Source organism: Stenotrophomonas sp. STEN056 (genome assembly GCF_056759635.1).
Genome location: NZ_JBRRDL010000013.1, coordinates 1 through 19,756, shown reverse-complemented (window position 1 = coordinate 19,756; position 19,756 = coordinate 1). Strand labels below are relative to the sequence as shown.

The window sequence follows — 19,756 nt, the reverse complement described above, 5'->3', positions numbered from 1 at the left end:
GGCCGGAAAGCCTGTCGCTTTTTTATTGGCGGGCCGCCCGTCGCGACGGTGGCAGCCAGTACCAGGCAATCAGCGAGCCGGCCAGGGCGAAGAAGCCGCCGACGATGAAAGCCACCTTGCCATCGCCGAACTGCCACAGCTGGCCGGCGATCAGTGCGCCGAGCACGCCGCCCAGCCCCGACGAGAAGCCGTAGAACAGCCCCTGCCCGTGGCCATTGAGGTTGCCCGGGAAGTAGCGCGCCAGCAGTTGCATGGCCGAGGCAAAGAACGCCGCAAAGCCAAGGCAATGGGTGGTCTGCGCGACCAGCATCACCGGCAGGTTCTCCGGCCACATTGCCGTTGCCCACCAGCGCAGCGCGGCGCTGGCCATGGAGATGATCAGCAGCCAGCTTGCATCCCAGCGGCGGAAGAAGCGGGCAATGAAGAAGAACACCGCCACCTCGAAGATCACCCCGACCGTCCACATCAGGCCGAGCAGCGAGGTGCTGTAGCCGCGCTGGTCCATGTACAGCGAAAAGAACGTGTAATACGGGCCGAAGGACAACTGCTCCAGGAAGGCGGCGATGAAGAAGGCGATGACATGCTTCTGCCGGACGATGGCCCAGAAGCCGCCTTCGTGATGGCTGTGGCTGCCGATGTTGCGCGCATAGCGGTTGGCAAGGGACGAGCCGATCATCAGCACGAACAACGGCAGCATCAGCCACGGCAACAGGCCGGCGCCGTGGTGCTCGATCAGCCAGCCGAACAAAGTGACCACGATGATGAAGCCGAACGAGCCCCAGACCCGGATCATGCCGTAGCGGTGGCTGTCGCTGCCCAGGTGGGTGAGTGTGATCGACTCGAACTGGGGCATCACCGCGTTGTAGAAGAAGCAGAACGTGATCATCACCGCATACAGCACCCACTGCGGTGCCGGCACCAGGAAGCCGCAGAAGCTGACGAGGGTGAGCACGCAGCCGATGCGCAGCCAGCGGATGGGCTTGGGCGACACTGCCGCCAGCGAGGTCCAGGTGCTGGGCGCGACCACACGCGTGGCATACCACAGGCTCATCATCACGCTGATGGCGGTGACGGTCATGCCGCGCGACTGCAGGTACAGGCTCCAGTACGGCGTGAATGCGCCCAGCGCGGCGTAGTAGAAGAAATAAAAGCTGGACAGCCGTGCGCTGGGCACGACAGCCGGTTGCGGGTTTGGCGTGTTCATGGAATCAGAAGAGATCGTCGACCGGCGTGGTCAGCAGCTCGACCGTGCTGTGCTTGAGCCGACGCAGGCTGGAGATGCCCAGATCGCGGATGATGGAATGGTTGCGATGCGGCAGCGCTGAATCGTACAGATCGTGCGGGGCGACGTTCTTGCCGTGTACGCCGGGCATCAGGTCGATGCCGGCGGCGCTGTAGCAGTGCTGCACCATTGCCGAGCAATACAACGCGCCTTCCTTGGACAACAGGTTGCCGCGCCGGCGCAGGCGGGTGCTGTGCATCGCGAACAAGGTGCCGACCAGCTCGCTCAGTGAGTAGCTGGACAGCCCGGCCAGCAGCTCCAGTGCGGCAACCTGCACCTTGCGGGTCTGCTCGGCATCCAGGCCGAAGTCGAGGATGGCCAGGTTGGGGAAGGCTTCGTCGTCGAAATAGCGGTCGGCGCGGTTTTCCTGCGCACCGAGCCGCAGCTGACGGTTGCGCAGGTCCAGGTCCGATTCCAGCACCCACCAGTGGCCATCCAGGCGTTGTTCGCTGAACAGGAACGCATGCGACCACAGGCTGCGATGACCGTCGTCGGTCAGCGGCGCCTGTGCCTTGCGGATGGCCTTGCCGATCCAGTCCGAGGTGCCGCACAGGCCGATGCAGCCCGGTTTGGCATGCTTGCGGATCAGTTCGGCGTTGCGGCTTTCCATGTCAGGTCGCAGTACGAGGGAAGTGGGGAGGTGGATCGGGCCGGTCTTACTCCGGATCGTAGTCCAGATTGGAGGCCAGCCAACGTTCCACCTGCGCCCGGTCCACGCCCTTGCGCTTTGCATAGTCGGTGACCTGCTCGCGCGAGACACGGCCGACCACGAAATACTGGCTCTGCGGGTGGCTGAAGTAATAGCCGGACACGGCTGCGGTAGGCAGCATCGCGAAACTCTCGGTCAGCGACATGCCAATGCCGTCGGCACCGAGCATCGCGAACAGGGTCTGTTTTTCGCTGTGTTCCGGGCAGGCCGGGTAGCCGGGCGCCGGGCGGATGCCGCTGTATTTCTCGGCGATCAACGCCTCGTTGTCGAGCTGTTCGTCCCTGGCGTAGCCCCAGAACTCGGTGCGTACGCGCTGGTGCAGGCGCTCGGCCATGGCTTCGGCCAGGCGGTCGGCCAGGGCCTTGAGCAGGATGGCGTTGTAGTCATCATGATCAGCCTCGAAACGCGCGACATGCGGCTCGATGCCGATACCGGCGGTCACCGCGAAAGCCCCTATCCAATCCTGCCTGCCGCTGTCTTCCGGCGCGATGAAATCGGCCAGGCAGAAGTCCGGACGCTCGGCAGGCTTGTCGACCTGCTGGCGCAGGAAGTGCAGAGTTTGTGGAGTAAGCCCCTCTCCCTCTGGGAGAGGGGTTGGGGTGAGGGCACGGGGCACAAGCGACGAAGCTGAAAGCTCGCCCTCATCCGCCCTTCGGGCACCTGCATTCGGCACATCCATGTGCCGCACCCTTTGGGCGGCTTCGCCGTGCGCCCCGGCTCCTGCCGGGTCGTCCCCCGCAAGCGGGAGAAGGGAAAGCACGACGTCGTCTCCTCGGCTATTCGCCGGCCAGATCCCAAACACCGCACGTGCGGTCAGCCACTTCTCGTCCACGATGCGCTTGAGCATCGCCTGCGCGTCCTTGAACAGGTCGCTGGCCTGGGGGCCGACAATTTCATCCGTCAGGATCGCAGGGAACTTGCCGGCCAGCTCCCAGGCCTGGAAGAACGGCGTCCAGTCGATGACCGGCAGCAGGTCTTCCAGCGGATAGTCGTCGAACACATGCACACCCGGCGAGGCCGGCGTTGGCGGGGTGTACTGGCTCCAGTCACAGGTGAAACGCTGGCCGCGTGCGTGTTCCAGCGATACCAGTCGCTTGGCATCGCCGCGGTTCCGGTGGCGGTGGCGGATGTCGGCGTAGTCGGCATCGTTGGCGGCGACAAAGGCTGCCCGCAGATCGCGTGAAATCAGTGACTGCGCCACGCCCACGGCGCGCGAAGCATCCTTCACCCAGACCGTCGGTGCGTTGTAGAACGGGTCGATCTTCAACGCGGTATGCGCGCGCGAGGTGGTGGCGCCACCAATCATCAGCGGCATCTCGAAACCTTGCCGCTGCATTTCCCTGGCGACGTGGCTCATTTCCTCCAGGGACGGTGTGATCAAGCCGGACAGGCCGATGATGTCGGCATTCTCGGCGCGGGCGGCATCCAGAATCTTCTGCGCCGGCACCATCACGCCCAGATCCACGACCTCGAAATTGTTGCAGGCAAGCACCACACCGACGATGTTCTTGCCGATGTCGTGCACGTCACCCTTGACCGTGGCCATGATGATCTTGCCGTTGGACTTGCCGACATCGCCGGTGCGCGATTTTTCTTCCTCGATGAAGGGCAGCAGATAGGCCACGGCCTTCTTCATCACACGCGCGGACTTGACCACCTGTGGCAGGAACATCTTGCCGGCGCCGAACAGGTCGCCGACCACGTTCATGCCGTCCATCAGGGCGCCTTCGATCACATCCAGCGGCCGGGCGGCCTGCTGGCGTGCTTCTTCGGTGTCTTCTTCCACCCAGCTGTCGAGCCCCTGCACCAGCGCGTGGGCCAGGCGCTCGCGCACCGGGCGCTGGCGCCAGGCCAGGTCTTCGACCTTCTTCTCGCCCTTCTTGCCCTTGTAGCGCTCGGCCAGTTCCAGCAGGCGCTCGGTACTGTCGCGGCGGCGGTTGAGGATCACATCCTCCACCGCCTCGCGCAGCTCCGGGTCGAGCTGGTCATAGATGGGCATGGCGCCGGCGTTGACGATGCCCATGTCCATGCCGGCGGCGATGGCGTGGTACAGGAACACCGAGTGGATGGCCTGGCGCACGGTTTCGTTGCCACGGAACGAGAACGACACGTTCGACACGCCGCCGGACACATGGCAGTGCGGCAGGGTGCGCTTGATGATGCGCGTGGCTTCGATGAAGTCCACCGCGTAGTTGTCGTGTTCCTCGATGCCGGTGGCCACGGCAAAGATGTTGGGGTCGAAGATGATGTCTTCCGGCGGGAAACCCACCTGCTCGGTGAGGATGCGGTAGGCACGGGTACAAATTTCGACCTTGCGCTCGCAGGTGTCGGCCTGGCCAACCTCGTCAAAGGCCATCACCACGGCGGCGGCACCGTAGCGGCGCACCAGCCGGGCGTGTTCGATGAAGGCTGCTTCGCCTTCCTTGAGCGAGATCGAGTTGACCACGCTCTTGCCCTGCAGGCATTTCAAACCCGCTTCGATCACCGTCCACTTGGACGAATCGACCATCACCGGAATGCGCGCGATGTCCGGCTCGGACATGATCAGGTTGAGGAAGCGGGTCATCGCTTTCTCGGAGTCGATCAGGCCCTCGTCCATGTTGACGTCGAGGATCTGTGCGCCGTTGGCGACCTGCTGGCGGGCCACGTCCACGGCTTCCTCGTAGCGTTCTTCCTTGATGAGCTTGCGGAACTGCGCGCTGCCGGTGACGTTGGTGCGCTCGCCGACGTTGATGAACAACAGGTCCGGCGTGATGACCAGCGGTTCCAGGCCGGACAGGCGGGTGTAGCGGATTTCAGTAGTGGATTCGTTGCTCATCACCAGACCTTGAACACCTGACCATTGGCGATGCCGTCGATGCTGCGCTGGTAGGCCAGCGCGGCGCGTGCGGCGGTTACCGCTTCAAAGCCGGGAAAGAAATCAGCGTAGCTGTCCCACGCTTCCCGCAATACGCTGGGGCTGACTGCGTTGATGCGCAGGCCGCGCGGAAGTTCCAGCGCAGCAGCGCGGACAAAGCCTTCGATGGCGGCATTGACCGCCGTGGCATTGGCGCCCTGCGCGATGGGCTGCTCGGTGAGGATGCCGGTGGTCAGGGTGATGGAACCGCCTTCATTGAGGTGGTGCTGGCCCAGCAACGCCAGCCGTATCTGGCCGAGCAGTTTGTCCTGCAGCCCGGCGCTGAATTGTGCGGGCGTCATTTCGACAAGTGGGCCAAAATGCACGGCGCCGGTGGCGGCGACAATCGCGTCCACCGGGCCCACGGCCTGCAGCAGCGTGCTCACACTGTCATCGCTGCCCAGGTCGACCGGGTGCGCAGGATCCGAGCGCGAAGCGGTGATCACTTCATGCTGTTGTCGCAGATGCGTGGCGACGGCCGAGCCCAGGGTGCCACCGGCGCCCACCAGCAGAATCTTTTTCATGGTGCGTTCCTCAGGCAGCGTTGGCGGCGGGTAGCGGCAGGGCACGCGGCGGCAGCCCGGCAACCGCTTCGGCGATGGCGCGAATGTGGTCCGGCGACGTGCCGCAGCAGCCACCGACCAGGTTGAGCAGGCCGGACTGTGCGAATTCCTTCAACGTGGTGGCCATTTCCTCGGGCGTTTCGTCGTACTCGCCGAAGGCATTGGGCAGGCCGGCATTCGGGTGAGCGCTGACATAGCCGGTGGACACCTGCGACAGGGTTTCCACGTGTGGGCGCATGTCGGTGGCGCCAAGCGCGCAGTTGAAGCCAATCGACAACGGCTGGGTATGCGAAACCGATGCATGGAAGGCCTCGGCGGTCTGCCCGGACAGGGTGCGGCCGGACGCATCGGTGATGGTGCCGGAGATCATCACCGGCAGGCGTCCGCCACGCGCGTCAAACACCTCTTCGATGGCGAACAATGCCGCCTTGGCATTGAGCGTGTCGAAGATGGTTTCCACCATCAGCGTGTCGGCGCCGCCATCGATCAGGCCTTCGATGGCCTCGCGGTAAGTACCGCGCAGCGCGTCGAAGCTGGTGTTGCGGAAGCCGGGGTCATTCACGTCGGGGCTGATCGAGGCTGTACGGCTGGTCGGGCCGAGTACGCCGATCACGAAGCGCGGCTTGTCCGGCGTCGTGGCTTCGACCGCATCACAACACTGCCGCGCCACCTGCGCACCGGCCTTGTTGAGTTCGTAGACCAGGTGTTCGAGGTGGTAATCGGCCTGGCTTACCGAGGTGGCGTTGAAGGTGTTGGTTTCCAGCAGGTCCGCGCCGGCTTCCAGGTAGGCGGTGTGGATGCCGGCAATCACTTCCGGGCGGGTCAGCAGCAGCAGATCGTTGTTGCCCTTGAGGTCATGTTCACAGGTCGGGCCGTGGACATGCTGGCTGTCGAAGCCCCCGGCGAAACGCTCACCGCGGTAATCGCCTTCTTCCAGGCGATGACGCTGGATCATCGTGCCCATGGCGCCGTCGATGATCAGGATGCGGTGGTCAAGCGCGTGCAACAGCTTGGCGACGCGTTCGGGGTGGAGCCAGGGCAGGGCTTGCATAAGGCGGGCCGGTCCTCGTGGATCAGGGGCGGTGAGCGATCAGCGAGATCACTTCAAAATGGGGGGGGCGCTTTTCGCGGGTCACGGTTTCCAGGCTGGACACCTCCAGCCCGGCTTTTTCCACGAACTTGCGCAGTTCCTTGCCGGTGAAACCCAGGTTGACGTGGCCGTAGGCTTCGACCGCGGCCTTGTGCTCATGCCGGGCCAGGCTGCACAGCATCAACCGGCCGCCGGGGCGCACCACGCGGGCGCACTCGGCCACGGCCTTGGCCGGGTGGCTGGCATAAGTGAGTGCGTGCATCAGCACCACCAGGTCGAAGCTGCCGTCATCGAAGGGCAGCTTGTGCATGTCGCCTTCGCGCACTTCCACATTGGGCAGCTTGCGCAGGCGTTCGCTGGCGGCGGCCACCACGCGGGCGCTGGTGTCGATGCAGATGTAACGCTGCGCGTGCGGCGCCAGCAGCTCGGCAAGCACGCCATCGCCGGACGCGATGTCCAGCACGTCGCCGGTTTCCAGCAGGGGCAGGGCACTGCGCGCCAGGGCTTCCCAGGTGCGGCCGGGGGAGTAATGGCGCTCCATGTCGCCGGCCACGCTGTCAGCCCAGTTCTGGTCGGCCGCGCGCATGGCCAGCACGGCGGGGACGCGCTCGGCGTCCTGGCGCAGCAGCGGATCGTCGCTGCCGGTGCTCAGTGCATGCCACAATGCGCGCTGTGCCGGGTCCAGCGCAGCCTCGTCAAAGCGGTAATAGGCCGAGACGCCTGCGCGGCGGTCGCGCACCAGCCCGGCTTCTTTCAGCCGGGCAAGATGGGTGGACACGCGCGGCTGGGCCAGCGTGGTGATGGCCGACAGCTCGGCCACGGTGAGTTCTTCCTGTTCCAGCAGCGTCAGCAGGCGGACCCGCGTGGCGTCGGCGAACACTTTCAGACGGGTTGACCAGTCTTCCAGATCCATAAATATCTACCTATCTCGATAGAGAGATATTTTCCTCCTGCCGCCATGCATGGTCAAGGCGGGACATAGGCTGAATCGGGCTGCGATGGTTACAATCGCAACTTGATAAACCCTGGGAGGGGTGCAGTGGATTTCAGTTTTTCAGACGAGCAGCTGATGCTGCAGGATGTCGCCCGTCGTATCGCCAAAGAGAAGATCGCAACCAGCGCCGAGCATTTCGACGCCACGGGTGAGTACCCGCTGGAGAACATCCGCCTGCTGGGTGAAAACGGCTTGATGGGCATCGAGGTGCCGGTTGAATACGGTGGCTCGGGCATGGACCCGGTTTCCAGCGTGCTGGCCATCATCGAGGTCTCCGCGGCCGATGCCGCGCACGCGACCATCATGTCGGTCAACAATTCGCTGTTCTGCAATGCGCTGTTGAGCTACGGCACCGAGGCGCAGAAGCAGGCCTACGTGCGGGCGATCGCCGAAGGCCACGAGATTGGCGCCTTCGCGTTGACCGAATCCCAATCAGGCTCCGACGCGACGGCGATGCGCTGCCGTGCGGTGAAGCGCGACGATGGTTCGTATGTGATCAATGGCCAGAAGAGCTGGATCACCTCCGGCCCGGTCGCGCGCTATGTGGTGCTGTTTGCCATGACCGACCCCGACAAGGGCGCGCGTGGCATCACCGCGTTCATGATCGACGCCAACAAGCCGGGCTATGGCCGCGGCAAGACCGAGCCCAAGCTGGGCGTGCGTGCTTCGGCCACCTGTGAGATTGAATTCCAGGATTACGTGGCCAGTGCCGAGGATGTGATCGGCAAGGAAGGCGAGGGCTTCAAGATTGCGATGAGCCTGCTGGACTCAGGCCGCATCGGCATTGCTTCGCAGGCGGTGGGGATTGCCCGCGCTGCGTATGAAGCGTCGGTGGCCTATGTGCAGGAGCGCAAGTCGTTCGGTGCACCGATCGGCACGTTCCAGATGATCCAGGCCAAGGTCGCCGACATGAAGTGCAAGTTGGACGCAGCGATGCTGCTGACCTTGCGCGCGGCGTGGTTGAAGTCACAGGGCAGGAAGTTCTCGACCGAAGCCGCCGTTGCCAAGTTGACCGCTTCGGAAGCGGCGATGTGGATCGCACACCAGGCGGTGCAGATTCACGGTGGCATGGGCTATTCGAAGGAGATGCCGCTGGAGCGTTACTTCCGTGATGCCAAGATCACCGAGATCTACGAAGGCACCTCGGAGATCCAGCGCATGGTGATTGCGCGCAATGAGACCGGGCTGCGCTGAGTTCCGTGCTTGGTGATGGATGCAAGAGCCCCGGCAGTGCCGGGGTTTTTGTTTTTTTGATAGCCCCTCTCCCCGTGCGGGAGAGGGGTTGGGGAGAGGGCAACGAAGTCGGATGGGATGAATGCGCTGCGGGTGGCGCCCAGAGGTGGACTTCAATCCCCAAAACACCGATAGCGCCCTCATCCACCCCTTAGGGGCACCTCGCTCCGCGCCCCGGCCTCGCACAGCGTGCGAGGCGTTCAGTCATGCACGAGCCGGTGGCTCGTAAGCCGCATGCCTTCACCCCGGCAGTTTGGCTGAGATTCGACGCTAATCAGGAATGGGAGAGGGGTTGGGGTGAGGGTAGGTGCGGAGGTTGAGCGGATCTGCTGCGCGGAAAGCACCCTCTCCCAACCCCTCTCCCGTGAAGGGAGAGGGGCTTTGGGCAGAAGCAAAAAAGCCCCGGCATTGCCGGGGCTTTTCCTTTGCAGCAACGGCGGGCACTGCTGCCCGCCGATGCTTGATCAGCGATCCTGCTGTGCCGTGCGTACCTGGTGCTGTGCCAGGTATTCCTTCGACGGCTCGTCCAGCTTGTCGCCCAGTACGCGGCGCACGCAGACGAAGAACAGCGGGATCAGCAGCACGCCGATCACGGTGGCGAACAACATGCCGCCGATCACGCCTGTACCCAGCGAGTGACGGGCATTGGCGCCGGCACCCGTGGAAATCGCCATCGGCAGCACGCCGAGGATGAAGGCGAAGGAGGTCATCAGGATCGGGCGGAAACGCAGATGCGCCGCTTCGATCGTGGCCTCGCGCAGGGTCTTGCCCATCGCACGCTGCTCGACCGCGAACTCCACGATCAGGATCGCGTTCTTGGCCGCCAGGCCAATCACCGTCACCATGCCGATCTTGAAGTACAGATCGTTCGGCAGGCCGCGCATCAGCGAGAACACCACCGCGCCGAGGATGCCGATCGGCACCACCAGCAGCACCGAGACCGGGATCGACCAGCTTTCGTACAGCGCTGCCAGGCACAGGAACACCACCACGATCGACAACACCATCAGCAGCGTTGCCGCGTTGCCGGCGAGGATTTCCTGGTAGGACATGCCGCTCCAGTCGAAGCCGAAGCCGGCCGGCAGGTCGTCATGCACCAGCCGTTCCATGGTGGACATGGCCTGGCCCGAACTGCCGCCCGGTGCCGGTGAACCGACGATGTTGACCGCCGAATAGCCGTTGTAGCGGCTCAGTGCCGGCGGCGCGTAGATCCACTCGGACTTGACCACGGTGCTGAGCGGGATCATCGAGGCCTGGCCATCGGCGTCCTTGCTCAGCGCGCTGGGCACGTAATAGCTGCGCAGCGATTCCGGGCCGGTGCGGTAGGCCGCATCGGCCTGCATGTTCACCCGCTTGATGCGGCCGGCGTAGAAGAAGTCGTTGATGTACACCGGCGCCAGCATCATCTGGATCGACGAATAGACATCATTGACCGACACGCCCATGGTCTGGGCCTGCACGCGGTCCACATGCAGCTGCAACTGCGGTGAGTTTTCCAGCGTGTTGGGGCGCACCGCCGTCAGCGAGGCATCCTGCGAGGCAGCACCCAGCAGGGTGTTGCGGGCATCCATCAGGGCATCCTGGCCGGCACCGGCACGGTCCTGCAGCCACATGTCGAAGCCGCCGAACTGGCCCAGGCCCTGCACGGTGGGCAGGTTGACGAAGAAGATCTGGGCGTCCTTGATGCCATAGGCCTTCTTGTTCATTTTCTGGATGAACTCAGGCGCCGTTTCCTTGCGCTCGTCCCAGTCCTTCAGGCGGACGAAGGCCATGCCCACGTTTTCGCCCGAACCGATGAAGCTGAAGCCGGTGATCTGCATCAGGCCTTCAAAGGCTTCTTCCTTCTGCAGGGTGCCCAGCAACTGGTCGAACACGGCGCTGGTGCGGCTCTTGGTGGCGCCCGGCGGCAACTGCACGATGGCCAGCGCGTAGCCCTGGTCTTCTTCCGGCAGGAAGCTGCCCGGCAGGCGGGTGAACAGGAAGCCGCACAGCACCACCAGCAGGGCGAACACCATCAGCCAGCGCGGGCTGTGCTTGATGACGCCGCCCACGGTGCCGACATAGCTCTTTTCCAGCTTGCCGTAGTACTTGTTGAAGGTGCGGTAGACCCAGTTCGGCTTGTCGTTGTGGGTTGGCTTGAGGAAGGCCGCACACAATGCCGGGGTGAAGGTCAGCGCCAGCAGCGCCGAGAAGCCCATCGACATGGCGATGGTCAGCGCGAACTGCTTGTAGATCTCACCCGAAGCGCCGGGCTGCATGGCGCTGGGAATGAACACCGCCGCCAGCACCACGGTGATGGCCACCACCGCGCCGGTGATCTGACCCATGGCCTTCTGCGTGGCCGGCTTCGGGTCGAGGTGCTCCTCGCTCATGATGCGTTCGACGTTTTCGATGACGACGATGGCGTCATCGACCACGATGCCGATGGCCAGCACCATCGCAAACAGGGTCAGCTGGTTGATGGTGAAGCCGATCGCCAGCATGCCCATGAAGGTGCCGAGCAGGGCCACCGGGATGACCAGGGTGGGGATGATCGTCGCGCGGAAGTTCTGCAGGAAGATCAGCATCACCAGGAACACCAGGATGATCGCCTCGATCAGGGTGTGGATCACTTCCTCGATCGAAATGGTGACGAACGTGGTGCTGTCATACGGGGTGAACCAGCTCACGCCCTGCGGGAAGCTGGGGGCCAGTTCGTCCATCTTCGAGCGCACGGCCTTGGACACGTCCAGGGCGTTGGCGCCGGGCAGCAGCTGGATGGCGAACACCGCCACCGGCTTGCCGTTGTACTTGGTGTCGAAACCGTAGTTGGTGGCGCCGAAGGCGACGCGGGCGACATCCTTCAGCTTGACCACGCTGCCATCGGCGTTGGCGCGCAGGATGACGTTCTCGAAATCCTCCGGCGAACTGAAGCGGCCTTCGGCGGCGACGGTGGCGGTGAAGGCCTGGCCGTCCGGGGTCGGGTCGCCACCCACCGAGCCGGCAGCGAACTGCAGGTTCTGGGTGCCGATGGCGGTGTACACATCACGGGCGGAGAGGTGGTAGCCCTGCAGCTTTTCCGGGTTCAGCCAGATGCGCATGGCGTATTCGGAACCGAACTGCTGGGTGCTGCCGACGCCGGGGACGCGGGAAACCTGTTCCAGCACGCGCGCGCCGACGATGTCGTTCAGGGCATCACGGTCAACGCTGCCGTCATCGGAGCGCACGCCGATGGCCATCAGGAAGCCGGCATTGGCCTTGGCCACCACCACGCCCTGCTGCGTTACCTCCGAGGGCAGGCGCGGTGTGGCCAGCGAGACCTTGTTCTGCACCTGCACCTGGGCGATATCCGCATCGGTGCCGCTGTCGAAGGTCAAGGTGATGGTGACACGGCCGCTGGACGAGGACGACGAACTGAAATACATCAGGTTGTCGATGCCGGTCAGCTGCTGCTCGATCACCTGGGTGACCGACTTTTCAGCCGTGGAGGCGCTTGCGCCCGGATAGTTGGCGGTGACGGTGACCTGTGGCGGCGCCACGCTGGGGTAGGACTCCACGCCCAGGTTGAGGATCGAGATCACGCCGCCAAGCGAGATCAGGATGGCCACCACCCAGGCGAATACCGGGTGATCAATAAAGAATTTAGGCATGACGGAGTTCCGTTATTCCTTCTTTTCCGGCGCCGGTGCGGCAGCACCGGGCTGGGCAGCGGCCTGCGGCTGCCACGGCTTGGGTGTGGCCGGCGCGCCGGCCTTGACCTTCTGGATGCCGGACACGATGACCTTGTCACCCCCAGCCAGGCCGGAGGAGATCAGCCAGTCGCTGCCCTGCTGGCTGTCGAGCACGACGTTCTTGCGCACGACATTGCCGTCGGTACCGACGACCAGCACGTAGCCGCCCTGGGTATCACGCTGCACCGCCTGCTGCGGCACCAGGAAAGCATTGTGGCGCTCGCCCAGGTTGGCCTTGAAGCTGACGAAGCTGCCAGGCAGCAGCAGGTGGTCCGGGTTGGGCAGCTGTGCGCGCAGCGAGACTGCGCCGGTGGCCGGGTCAACAGTGGGGGCGGAGAAGTCCAGCGTGCCGGCGTGGGCATACGGGGTGCCGTCGGGCAGGTTGACCTGCACGGTGGTCTTGCCGTCACCGGCCAGTGCCAGCGCGCCCTTGTCCTGTGCCGCACGCAGCCCGCTCAGCTCGTCGGCGGTCATCGAGAAGTTCACATACAGCGGGTTGATCTGGTCGATGGTGGTCAGCAGGGTTACATCGCCCTGGCCAACCAGCGCGCCTTCGGTCACCTGCTGCTTGCCGGCCAGGCCGGCGATGGGCGCGGTCACACGGGCATAGCCCAGGTTGATGCGGGCATTGGCGACGGCAGCCTCGGCCTGCTGGACGGCGGCAGCGCCACTGCGTTCGGCAGCCACGGCGTTGTCCAGGTCCGACTGCGACACATATTTCTGCGGTGCCAGCGAGCGGGCGCGGGTGGCCGTGGCGCGGGCGTTGGCATAGGTGGCGCGGGCCGAGGCCAGGGCACCTTCGGCCTGGTTGAGGGCGGCCTGCAACTGTGCCGGGTCGATCAGGAACAACACCTGGCCTTCCTTGACGTTGCTGCCTTCCTCATACACGCGCTTCTGCAGCACACCGGCCACGCGGGCCCGGACGTCAGCGGAGCGGTACGGCGACAGGCGGCCGACCAGTTCGCGCTGCAGGGGCAGTGTCTGTGGCTTGGCATCGACCACGCCTACTTCTGGCGGAGGCGGAGCGGCCTGTTCCTGCGGTTTTTTGCAGGCAACCAAGGTGAGTGTCGCTGCGCAGGTAAGTGCAAGGAGACGGAGCGGGGCGGTCATCAGGAGAAACTCCGGGGGTTGTTTTCATCTTCTGGGGCCATGGCGTTTTCCGGCGCGTTGGCAAAAGCGCGCAGGAAGGCATCAATGGCGAATTCGGCCCACCGCTGACGCTGTTGTGCATCATCGCGGTGGGGAGCGTGAAAGCGCTGTCGTTCAAAATCCTGCCCGGCGATCATGCTCAGCAGCAGTTCGGCCATGAAATGCGGGTCGTCATGGGTGACGCGCCCGCGGGCAATCTCAGTCTGCATCCATTCAGCTACGTGGTCGCGGAGCGCTTCGGCGCTGCCGCGATACATGAAGCGTGCCTCGTCGCGGAATTCGTGGGCACTGGCGCCCAGCAACTGCGCGGCTTGCCGCACCTTGGGTTTGTTGCGGTGTTCCAGGTAGCCGATGGCGAAATCCACCAGCGCCTGCCGCAGCGGCTTGCTGTCGCAGGTGGACAGCCCGGAGGTTGCGTTGCTCACGTGCAGGCGCATGGCCTGGCGAAGCAGTTCCCGCTTGCAGCCGTAGCGGCTGTAGAGGGTCTGCTTGGAGCAGCCGGCCAGTACCGCCACCGCATCCATGCTCAGGCGCATGCCCTGCGTTGCCAGCAATTCGCGCACTGCTTCGAACACGCGTTCGTCACGCGCGTCCCGGGGGGCGGAGTTGGAGGGGAGGGTTTGCACAGGGGGTGGACTATACCGTCCAGTTCAGAATCACTGCAACGTAATTTGTATTTCAGTGATGCCAATGGATTCAGCCCCGGGGCTGTCCGGAAACGAAGCAATACACATATGCAGGTGCTGGCAAGCCGCCGATGGCACAGGTTGCGAAACCGGGGCTGATGGAGGGAGAGCGTTCGAGATTCAGGTGGCAGACATCCTGGGTGGATGCTCTGTGCTGCTTTCAGCGCAATAGCGTGGTTTTTCTGTCGGCCTGCAGTGGCGATATTGCGGCCCTGCAGCAAGGCACTTTTTGTTGCGAGGGATACAATCGCCGTTTCTCCAACGAGCAGCACCCAAGCTCTGTCATGAAATCGCAAAACAACGCTCCCAAGTCTGCAAAAACCAAACCCAAACCGGCTGTAAGGAAGCAGAACATCGTGGAGGCCGGCCTCTCGCTTGATCCGGTTTTTGCAGCTCTGCGGAGGCGTTATTCCGCCGCGGCGGCGCAGTCGCTGGCGGTTGCATTCGCCACGGCGTTCTACAAGCGCATGGAGGCCGATGAGTTCACCCAGCATTCGGCCGATGAGTGGGCTGTGCTGGCAGCTGGCATGTTGGAGTTCGCCCGCGTCCGCAAGCCGGGCAAGGCGAACGTGCGGGTGTTCAACCCGAGCCTGAAGACCGATGGCTGGGAGTCCGGCCACACCGTGCTGCAGATCGTCAATGACGACATGCCGTTCCTGGTGGACACGGTGACGCTGGCCCTGGCCGAGCAGGGCATTGGTGTGCATGTGCTGGGCCACCCGGTCATCAGCATCACGCGTGACAAGGCTGGCAAGTTGTCGGCGGTGGGCGAGGGCACGCTGGAATCGGTGATGCTGCTGGAGATCGACCGCCAGCCGGCCGCCGGGCTGGACGTGGTGGCCAAGCGCGTGAGCGAAGCACTGGATGACGTGCGCGCCATCGTCAAGGACTGGCAGCCGATGGCCAACAAGGCATCGGCGCTGGCCGAAGACCTGGGCAAGCGCACCCTGCCGGTGAGCAAGGCCTCGCGCGCGGAGGCACAGGAATTCCTGCGCTGGGCCGCCGACAACCATTTCACCTTCTTCGGCTACCGCGAATACAAGGTGGAGAAGAAGGGCAAGGAAGAAGTGCTGGTCGCCCAGAACGGCACCGGCCTGGGCCTGATGCGCGGCAAGGACACCATGGTCGCACGCCCGGTCAAGGGCCTTGCGGCCGAAGGCCTGAACGCTGCCAATGGCCTGACCGATGCGCTGATCCTGACCAAGACCAATGCCCGCTCGCGCATCCATCGCAGCGGCTACATGGACTACATCGGCGTGCTGGAATTCGACGCCAAGGGCAAGATCATCGGCGAGCAGCGCTTCCTGGGCCTGTTTACCTCCAGCGCCTACAACCGTCGCCCGTGGGAAATCCCACTGGTGCGCCAGCGCTACGAAAACGTGATGCAGCGTTCGGGCCTGAGCCTGTCCAGCCACAGTGGCAAGGCATTGCGCCACATTCTGGAATCGCTGCCGCGCGAGGAACTGTTCCAGTCCAGTGAGGACGAACTGTTCCGCACCGCCATGGGCGTGCTGGGTCTGCAGGAGCGCGTGCGCAGCCGCCTGTTCCTGCGCCGCGACAAGTTCAGCCGTTTCATTTCCGCGCTGGTGTTCCTGCCGCGCGAACGTTTCAACACCGACGTGCGTCTGCGCATTGAAAGCATGCTCAAGGACGCGCTGTTGGGCGAGTATGTGGATTCCAGCGTGGTGCTGGGGGATTCGCCTTTGGCCCAGGTGCACCTGATCGTGCGCCCGAAGGCGGGGCAGAGTCTGGAACTTGATACTGAAGGATTGGAGAAACGCTTGGCTCACGTATTGCGAAACTGGCAGGACGACCTGCGCGAAGCACTGGTTGCCAGCCACGGTGAAACCGAAGGCCTGCGCATTGCCTCGCGCATCGGCAAGGCACTGCCGGCCGGCTACATTGAAGATTCCAGCGCCGAGATTGCCGCGGCCGACGTCGCCCAGTTGGACGCGCTGACCGGCCCGGACGATCTGCGTCTGAGCCTGCAGTCGATCAATCGCGAAGGCACCGAAGGCCTGCGCCTGAAGCTGTACCGTCAGCTGGACGACATTCCGTTGTCCGACGTGCTGCCGATGATGGAGAACATGGGCCTGCGCGTGGTCGCCGAGCGCCCCTACCGCCTGATGGTGGACGATGCGCCGGTGTACGTGCAGGACTTTGAAGTCGAGTCGGCCATCGGCGCGATCGACCCGGCCAGCGCCAATGCCGGTTTCAGCGAAGCCTTTGCCCACATCTGGCACGGTGATGCCGAGAACGACGGCTTCAACCGCCTGGTGCTCGGTGCCGGCCTGGACTGGCGCCAGGTGTCGATGCTGCGTGGCTACTGCAAGTACCTGCTGCAGATCGGAGTGCCGTTCTCGCAGGCCTATGTGGAAGGCACCGTCAACCGTTACCCGCTGTTGGCCCGCTTGATCGTGGAGCTGTTTGAAGCCCGCTTCGACCCGAAGCCGGCTGCCGACAAGGCGGTGCTGGACGCACAGCTGGCCCAGTTCAAGCAGCTGGCCGGCGATGATGCCGCCACCCTCAAGCTGCTCGACGGCGTGGTCAAGGCGCGCAAGAGTGCCCGTGACGCGCGCATGGCCGTGGTCCATGAGGCCCTGCTCAAGCTGCTGGACGGGGTTTCCAGCCTGGACGAAGACCGCATCCTGCGCAGCTTCATCGGCGTGATCGAAGCCACCCTGCGTACCAGCTATTACATGGTCCGCAAGGACGGCGTGCGTGCCGACGGCGGCCCGGCCGACTACATCAGCTTCAAGTTCGACGCCGCCAAGGTGCCGGACCTGCCCAAGCCGCGTCCGTACCGCGAAATCTTCGTGTGTGGCCCGCGTGTGGAAGGCACCCACCTGCGCTTCGGCCCGGTCGCCCGTGGCGGCCTGCGTTGGTCGGATCGTCGCGAAGACTTCCGCACGGAGGTGCTGGGCCTGGTCAAGGCGCAGATGGTGAAGAACACCGTAATCGTGCCGGTCGGCTCCAAGGGCGGTTTCGTCGCCAAGCAGCTGCCGGACCCGTCGGTGGATCGCGATGCGTGGTTTGCCGAAGGCGTGGCCTGCTACAAGCGCTTCATCAACGGCCTGCTCGACATCACCGACAACATCGTCAACGACAAGATCGTGCCGCCGCAGGGCGTGGTGCGTCATGACATGGACGATCCGTACCTGGTCGTGGCCGCCGACAAGGGCACCGCGACGTTCTCCGATACCGCCAACGGCATCGCCCGTGCGCACGGTTTCTGGCTGGACGACGCCTTCGCTTCCGGTGGCTCGGTGGGTTACGACCACAAGGGCATGGGCATCACCGCGCGTGGTGCGTGGGAGTCGGTCAAGCGCCACTTCCGCGCGCTGGGCCGTGACAGCCAGAAGCAGGACTTCACCGTGGTCGGCATTGGCGACATGTCCGGCGACGTGTTCGGCAACGGCATGCTGCTGTCCGAGCACATCCGCCTGGTCTGCGCGTTCGACCACCGCCACATCTTCCTTGACCCGACGCCGGTGGCTGCCACCTCGTTCAAGGAACGCGCGCGCATGTTCAAGGTGCCGCGCTCAAGCTGGGCCGACTACGACGCCAAACTGATCAGCAAGGGCGGCGGCATCTATGCGCGTTCGCTCAAGTCCATCGAGATCACCCCGCAGGTGCGCGAAGCCCTGGGCATCGACGCCAGCATCAAGGCGATGACCCCGACCGACCTGATCAATGCCGCGCTGAAGGCGCCGGTGGACCTGCTGTGGAACGGCGGCATCGGCACCTACGTCAAGTCGGCTGCCGAGACCAATGCCGATGTCGGCGACCGCGCCAACAACGGCCTGCGTGTCAACGGTGGCGAACTGCGTTGCAAGATCGTGGGCGAGGGCGGCAACCTGGGCATGACCCAGCTGGGCCGCATCGAAGCGGCGCAGGTCGGTGTGCTGCTCAACACCGACTTCATCGACAATTCGGCCGGTGTGGATACCTCCGACCACGAAGTCAACATCAAGATCCTGCTCAACGACGTAGTGCGCGCCAAGAAGCTCACCGTGGACCAGCGCAACAAGCTGCTGGCCTCGATGACCGACGAGGTGGGTGGTCTGGTGCTGATGGACAACTACCGCCAGAACCAGGCACTGAGCCTGATGGAGCGCATGAGCAGCGCTCGCCTGGGTTCCAAGCAGCACTTCATCCGTACCTTGGAAAAGCAGGGCCTGCTGGATCGCCAGATCGAGTTCCTGCCGTCCGACGCCGAGCTGTCGGCACGCAAGCTGCGCGGCCAGGGCCTGACCCGTCCGGAGCTGGCGGTGCTGCTGTCGTACTCCAAGATCGTGGCCTTCCAACAACTGCTGGAATCGGACATCCCGGAAGACCCGTACCTGTCCAAGGAGTTGCTGCGTTACTTCCCGCAGCCGCTGCAGAAGAAGTACGCCGACGCGATGGATCGCCACCGCCTGAAGCGCGAAATCATCGCCACGGCCGTGACCAACCAGACCATCAACCGCATGGGCGCAACCTTCCTGATGCGCATGCAGGAAGACACCGGCCGCACTGTGGCCGAGGTCGCCAAGGCCTATACCATCAGCCGTGAAACGCTGGACGCACGCGCGCTGTGGACGCAGATCGACGCGCTGGACGGCACCCTGCCGGAAGCCGTGCAGGTGGACGCGCTGGAAGTGATCTGGAAGTTGCAGCGTTCGTTCGTACGTTGGCTGTTGAACCGCCCGGGCGCGATGCCGGGCATCACCGCCGCGGTCGAGCGTTACCAGGGGCCGTTCAACGACATCCGTGTCGCCTCGGGCGTGCTGCCGGATTCGCAGCGCCCGGCCTACGAGGCCAGCGTCAAGGCGTGGAAGGAAAAGGGCCTGCCGGCGGCATTGGCACAGCAGCTGTCCGAGCTGCAGTTCCTGGAGCCGGCGTTCGACATCATCGAGCTGGCCCGTACCCGCAAGCTCAAGCCGGTGGACGTGTCCAAGGTCCACTTCCGCCTGGGCGAAGCCCTGCAGATGCCGTGGCTGTTCGAGCAGATCGACGCACTGGAGGTCAACGGCCGCTGGCACGCGGTTGCCCGTGGCGTGCTGCGCGACGAACTGGCGGCGCACCAGCGCAATCTGGCAGGGCAGGTGCTGTCGATGCGCGGCACCACGGCCGAGGCCAAGGTGGCTGCCTGGTTGAAGCGTGATGACAGCGGCCTGCGCTTCACGCTGGCGATGCTGGCCGAACTGGCCGAGCAGAAGACGCTGGACTACCCGACCGTGTCAGTGGCAGTGCAGCGCCTGGGTCAGCTGGCCGCGCACGGCGTTTAAGCGTCCACGTAAGTAGTTTCAGGAAGCCGGGCCTGCATTGCAGGCCCGGTTTTTTTTTGTGAGGCGGGGGGCTTTCTCCCCCTCTCCCCAACCCCTCTCCCGCCAGGGGAGAGGGGCTTTAAGCTGCAGTTCCAAGCAATCTTTCAACTTGCGAGATATCGAGCCCCTCTCCCC

The 19,756-nt window shown here is 64.3% G+C and carries 10 protein-coding genes and 1 pseudogene; 2 read left to right on the top strand and 9 right to left on the bottom strand.

Features of this window, described 5'->3' with window-relative positions; genetic code table 11:
- Positions 1 to 22: 22 nt before the first annotated feature.
- From ACVOLO_RS09030 to ACVOLO_RS09005, 6 genes are read right to left on the bottom strand one after another with little or no spacing between them, the layout of a single operon-like run.
- Positions 23 to 1,204, bottom strand: a complete 1,182-nt coding sequence (locus ACVOLO_RS09030; RefSeq protein WP_481569915.1) for an MFS transporter — start codon at positions 1,202 to 1,204, stop codon at positions 23 to 25.
- A gap of 4 nt (positions 1,205 to 1,208) precedes the next feature.
- The gene (locus ACVOLO_RS09025) at positions 1,209 to 1,892 is read right to left on the bottom strand and encodes a hypothetical protein (RefSeq protein ID WP_481569914.1); all 684 of its coding nucleotides are present in this window, start codon (positions 1,890 to 1,892) and stop codon (positions 1,209 to 1,211) included.
- A 46-nt stretch (positions 1,893 to 1,938) separates the two neighbouring features.
- Complete coding sequence (gene metH / locus ACVOLO_RS09020) at positions 1,939 to 4,809, bottom strand: methionine synthase (RefSeq protein ID WP_481569913.1); 2,871 nt, start codon at positions 4,807 to 4,809, stop codon at positions 1,939 to 1,941.
- Complete coding sequence (locus ACVOLO_RS09015) at positions 4,809 to 5,411, bottom strand: short chain dehydrogenase (protein ID WP_481569912.1); 603 nt, start codon at positions 5,409 to 5,411, stop codon at positions 4,809 to 4,811. The genes metH and ACVOLO_RS09015 overlap by 1 nt, the downstream gene beginning before the upstream one ends.
- Before the next feature lie 10 nt (positions 5,412 to 5,421).
- Entirely contained in the window at positions 5,422 to 6,501 is a 1,080-nt protein-coding gene (locus ACVOLO_RS09010) for a homocysteine S-methyltransferase family protein (RefSeq protein ID WP_481569911.1), read from the bottom strand.
- A gap of 22 nt (positions 6,502 to 6,523) precedes the next feature.
- A complete protein-coding gene (locus ACVOLO_RS09005) occupies positions 6,524 to 7,453 on the bottom strand; it encodes an ArsR/SmtB family transcription factor (protein ID WP_481569910.1) in 930 nt (309 codons plus the stop codon).
- Positions 7,454 to 7,555: 102 nt separating this feature from the next.
- On the opposite strand from ACVOLO_RS09005, the gene ACVOLO_RS09000 reads away from it, so the two are divergent.
- On the top strand, positions 7,556 to 8,728 hold the full coding sequence (locus tag ACVOLO_RS09000; protein ID WP_481569909.1) for an acyl-CoA dehydrogenase family protein: 1,173 nt from the start codon (positions 7,556 to 7,558) through the stop codon (positions 8,726 to 8,728).
- A 503-nt stretch (positions 8,729 to 9,231) separates the two neighbouring features.
- Here the strand turns inward: ACVOLO_RS09000 and ACVOLO_RS08995 are convergent.
- The 3 genes and pseudogenes from ACVOLO_RS08995 to ACVOLO_RS08985 all read right to left on the bottom strand — a co-directional run bounded on the left by ACVOLO_RS08995 (position 9,232) and on the right by ACVOLO_RS08985 (position 14,162).
- Positions 9,232 to 12,396, bottom strand: a complete 3,165-nt coding sequence (locus tag ACVOLO_RS08995) for a multidrug efflux RND transporter permease subunit (protein ID WP_481569908.1) — start codon at positions 12,394 to 12,396, stop codon at positions 9,232 to 9,234.
- A 27-nt stretch (positions 12,397 to 12,423) separates the two neighbouring features.
- Positions 12,424 to 13,587: pseudogene (locus ACVOLO_RS08990) on the bottom strand (efflux RND transporter periplasmic adaptor subunit); the annotation flags it as partial.
- On the bottom strand, positions 13,587 to 14,162 hold the full coding sequence (locus ACVOLO_RS08985; RefSeq protein ID WP_481569973.1) for a TetR/AcrR family transcriptional regulator C-terminal domain-containing protein: 576 nt from the start codon (positions 14,160 to 14,162) through the stop codon (positions 13,587 to 13,589). The gene ACVOLO_RS08985 and the pseudogene ACVOLO_RS08990, both read right to left, overlap by 1 nt.
- Positions 14,163 to 14,596: 434 nt before the next feature.
- On the opposite strand from ACVOLO_RS08985, the gene ACVOLO_RS08980 reads away from it, so the two are divergent.
- Positions 14,597 to 19,582, top strand: a complete 4,986-nt coding sequence (locus ACVOLO_RS08980; protein ID WP_481569907.1) for an NAD-glutamate dehydrogenase — start codon at positions 14,597 to 14,599, stop codon at positions 19,580 to 19,582.
- Positions 19,583 to 19,756 lie beyond the last annotated feature (174 nt).

What these genes read in the sequence shown, in the direction of transcription:
- ACVOLO_RS09030 (WP_481569915.1), bottom strand. Translation starts at nt 1,204, where the DNA reads ATGAACACGCCAAACCCGCAACCGGCTGTCGTGCCCAGCGCACGGCTG.
- ACVOLO_RS09025 (WP_481569914.1), bottom strand. Translation starts at nt 1,892, where the DNA reads ATGGAAAGCCGCAACGCCGAACTGATCCGCAAGCATGCCAAACCGGGC.
- metH (WP_481569913.1), bottom strand. Translation starts at nt 4,809, where the DNA reads ATGAGCAACGAATCCACTACTGAAATCCGCTACACCCGCCTGTCCGGC.
- ACVOLO_RS09015 (WP_481569912.1), bottom strand. Translation starts at nt 5,411, where the DNA reads ATGAAAAAGATTCTGCTGGTGGGCGCCGGTGGCACCCTGGGCTCGGCC.
- ACVOLO_RS09010 (WP_481569911.1), bottom strand. Translation starts at nt 6,501, where the DNA reads ATGCAAGCCCTGCCCTGGCTCCACCCCGAACGCGTCGCCAAGCTGTTG.
- ACVOLO_RS09005 (WP_481569910.1), bottom strand. Translation starts at nt 7,453, where the DNA reads ATGGATCTGGAAGACTGGTCAACCCGTCTGAAAGTGTTCGCCGACGCC.
- ACVOLO_RS08995 (WP_481569908.1), bottom strand. Translation starts at nt 12,396, where the DNA reads ATGCCTAAATTCTTTATTGATCACCCGGTATTCGCCTGGGTGGTGGCC.
- ACVOLO_RS08985 (WP_481569973.1), bottom strand. Translation starts at nt 14,162, where the DNA reads ATGCGCCTGAGCATGGATGCGGTGGCGGTACTGGCCGGCTGCTCCAAG.
- ACVOLO_RS08980 (WP_481569907.1), top strand. Translation starts at nt 14,597, where the DNA reads ATGAAATCGCAAAACAACGCTCCCAAGTCTGCAAAAACCAAACCCAAA.